At 66.4% G+C, this 1,885-nt stretch carries 2 protein-coding genes and 1 tRNA gene; 1 reads left to right on the forward strand and 2 read right to left on the reverse strand.

Annotated elements, in window-relative coordinates:
- Positions 1–57: 57 nt before the first annotated feature.
- Positions 58–130, forward strand: a tRNA-Arg gene (locus tag ABT336_RS27345).
- Positions 131–257: 127 nt separating this feature from the next.
- On the opposite strand, the gene ABT336_RS27350 is transcribed toward ABT336_RS27345, so the two are convergent.
- Both ABT336_RS27350 and ABT336_RS27355 read right to left on the reverse strand, forming a co-directional pair.
- The gene (locus ABT336_RS27350) at positions 258–752 is read right to left on the reverse strand and encodes a hypothetical protein (RefSeq protein ID WP_350900476.1); all 495 of its coding nucleotides are present in this window, start codon (positions 750–752) and stop codon (positions 258–260) included.
- Positions 753–1,148: 396 nt separating this feature from the next.
- Positions 1,149–1,574: a winged helix-turn-helix domain-containing protein gene (locus tag ABT336_RS27355; RefSeq protein ID WP_350900478.1), complete on the reverse strand. Its 426-nt coding sequence runs from the start codon at positions 1,572–1,574 to the stop codon at positions 1,149–1,151.
- Positions 1,575–1,885 lie beyond the last annotated feature (311 nt).

Below are 1,885 nucleotides of genomic sequence, written 5' to 3' on the forward strand. Positions count from 1 at the left end.
AAGGGCCACGCCCTGCCACCCCAGGCGAACCCGCAGGTCGCTAGACTAGGCCCTCGCGCCCCCGTAGCTCAGGGGATAGAGCATCGGTTTCCTAAACCGTGTGTCGCAGGTTCGAATCCTGCCGGGGGCACGCTGCACAAACGCTTGTTTTTGATCTTTTCGGAATGCTCGTTTGGGGTCACGGTGGGGGCACCGGGGCTAAAAGTGGGGGGCGCGGCCCGCCTGCTGCCGCGCCCCGCCACCCCTGGAAATGGTGTCTAGTTTCGCCGCCTCACGCTGCCGTTCCGCTCGCCGCCGACGACGCTGAGGAAACTCTCGGCGCCTCGCAGGGTGTCGGCGGCGTCGAGGTCACCCTCCCTGCGGATCGCAGCCAGCAGGGTCTGGGTGCCCTCGCGCTGCTGCTGCTTGATCCTCTCGTGCCGGTAGGTGTCGATCTGGTCTTGCTGGGTGGCCCGCTTGATGTCCAGGCGGATGCGGACGAGTGCGGTGGCGAGGATGGCGGTGACGATGCTGAGGACCCCGAGGACGGCCATGTGGGAGGCGAGGGTGACTCCGACGAGGGGTCGCTCCCGGGCGTAGCCGGCGTGGGCGGCGAAGAGGGTGAGGGTGATGAGGCTGGCTACACCGCAGGCCCAGGTGGTGGCGACGAGGGGGCGGGGTGGGCGGGCGTTGGCACGCTTCTCCAGCAGTCGAAGGACGGTTTCGCGCTGGGCGGCGAGGGTGATGTTGCCTGTGTCCTCAAGGTTGTTCATGGTGTGGCTCCGTTCTCCGGGGAGGGTGAGACGGTTTGTGCTGTCTCCCCGCCGTGCGTGCCTCTCGTGAGGCGGTGTGGCGGTTGCGCCGAACTGAGGTGAGGCTGCGGGTTCGACGCCCGGGGAATGGGGTTGGCCGCTGTGGGCGGCGGTTGTGGGGTGCGTGGTGGGTCGTCCCCCCGGATCCACCACGCGTTGTCACCGTGCGTAGTCGCGTGACTTAATTCCGGTCACGAGACTCAATCACGAATCCAAGCATGTCACACGGTAGTTGATCACGCCCAGATGAGTTAACAACCTTGCCTGATCCCACGCAGGGTGACTACCCCTCGCGTGTCGGTAGACGCGAGGGGTGAAAATGCCATCACGGGCCTTGTTGTCGCAGGACAACCACTATTAAGGTCCGGCGGCTCCCGAGGCTGGGCCGGGGATCATCCACCGATCTCCTGGTAGGAGAGTCGGATTTCTGTCACCCGCCCGCCACACCACCAGGATCGGCACCCCCGCACCCGGATCGTCCGGCATGGACTTCCGCTCGGGGGTGTACGGCATGCGTACCTCCACACGAACCACATCGGTCATGTCGAGCTGGCGTTTCGGGTGCTCTTTCCGCACTCTCGTAGCCTGCCCCTGCCGTGTGACAACCAAGCCCTCGTGCTTGAGGGTGTCGATTGCTGCCCTGACGAGAATGGTGGACACGCCGTGGGTTTCGTGTAGCCACCGAACGGATGGCAGTTTCGCTTCGGGGGGTAGCTGTCGGGTGAGGATTTGGTCACGGAGTAGCGCGGCCAGCTCGTCTGAGCTGATGCGCTCTCCGGTCATCCGGCGATTGTCGGACCGCCTCTAAGGCATCGATGGGTCGGCCATCTCATACGAAGTTGCGGGCCTGGTGGGGGCATGGGGCGGCCCGCGCCTCTCCCCCGAGGGCGCGGGCCGCATGGTGGTGAGGGTACGGCTACCGTGTGACAAGCCTGGTGGCGAGAAGGTCGGCGATGTCGTCCACACCGGCAACAGTGCGGACGGTTTTGCCGTGCTCCACGGCGTAGGCGGTCTCGTCCCGGGTGGAGTCGCCCACCCGGCCGTCAGGCACGACGGCAAGCACCAGGCCGGCGCCCCGGATGGCGCGGCGGTGG

Origin of the sequence: Micromonospora sp. NPDC000207, from assembly GCF_040300925.1 — a bacterium.
Lineage (GTDB): Bacteria > Actinomycetota > Actinomycetes > Mycobacteriales > Micromonosporaceae > Micromonospora.

What these genes read in the sequence shown, in the direction of transcription:
- ABT336_RS27350 (WP_350900476.1), bottom strand. Translation starts at nt 752, where the DNA reads ATGAACAACCTTGAGGACACAGGCAACATCACCCTCGCCGCCCAGCGC.
- ABT336_RS27355 (WP_350900478.1), bottom strand. Translation starts at nt 1,574, where the DNA reads ATGACCGGAGAGCGCATCAGCTCAGACGAGCTGGCCGCGCTACTCCGT.